This window comes from Arthrobacter sp. SPT-J7, from assembly GCF_059089965.1.
In genome coordinates, this window is sequence record NZ_JBNHFF010000479.1 from 1 (window position 1) to 1,013 (window position 1,013).

General features: G+C 64.1%; 2 protein-coding genes. One reads left to right on the forward strand and one right to left on the reverse strand.

All coding sequences use genetic code 11. From position 1 onward, the window contains the following. A partial coding sequence (locus AC5RWX_RS33725) for a hypothetical protein (protein ID WP_494100492.1) occupies positions 1-340 on the reverse strand: 340 nt, incomplete at its 3' end. 158 nt (positions 341-498) lie between these two features. Between AC5RWX_RS33725 and AC5RWX_RS33730 the strand changes: the two genes are divergently transcribed. After that, on the forward strand, positions 499-1,013 hold a 515-nt coding region (locus AC5RWX_RS33730), incomplete at its 3' end, for a cation:proton antiporter (protein ID WP_494100493.1).

A 1,013-nucleotide genomic window follows, 5' to 3' on the forward strand; every position in this document is an offset into this window, starting at 1 on the left:
GAGCGGCCGCTGGAGCGGGCGCCGCAAGAGTGGGGTCGGGAACCGGCCCTGCGGGAACCGGCACCTCAGCCGGAGCCGACGTTGCGGGAACCACGGCGGGAGACGTCGTCGTCGTCGCTGCAGCAGGGGCGGACGTTGACGGAGCGGGAGTTGGCGTCAGGGTCGAGGGAGCTGCGGAATGCTCCGCGGGAGCTGTGGATTGGGCATTCGCGGTGATCCAGTTCCACCAGCCGAAAGGCCAGGAAGCGGCGCCGGCGGGAGCGGAAGCACCAATCAGCAATCCGCCGGCAATAACGAGGGTGATCAGTGGGGCAGCGATAAATCTCTTGTCTTTTCGCATCCGAAGAACAGTACCTACTGCCCACGCCGCACTACACATCGAGTGATCCTGCTCACAGCATCCCAGAAGCGCCGTGCTGTGGCGCCATCACTGACGGTGGCGGTAGCTTTGAATTACTTTTCCTACGCGAAGCAGCCGAGGTACCGGAGGTACCGCTGATGCAGGGCTTGTCCACGTCACTGGTTCTGATCGCCCTGCTGGCTGTTGTAGCGCCCCTCGCAGCCCGCTTCGTTGACCGGGCGGTCAAGGTTCCCATCGTGGTGTTCGAGATTGTCCTGGGAATCCTCCTCGGCCCCAGCCTGTTGGGGTGGATCCAACCCACCGGATTCATCGACACCTTGGCCCAGTTCGGGCTGGCCATGCTCTTCTTCGTTGCCGGCAATGAGGTGGATTTCGCCGCCATCCGCGGCCGGCCCATTACCCTCGCGTCCGCTGGGTGGGTCATCTCCCTGGCGGCAGGCATTGGTGCTGGCTTTTTGCTGGGCCCGACGCCGGCAGCCGCAGTGATCATCGGCGTCGCCTTAAGCTCCACAGCCCTGGGCGCGCTGTTGCCCATCCTTCGCGACGCCGGCAAATCGAAGTCCCCGATGGGTCTCGCGGTCACCGCACTTGGTGCCGCCGGGGAGTTTGGACCTTTGGTGGCGATCTCACTGTTTTTTAGCGGCAGGGAATT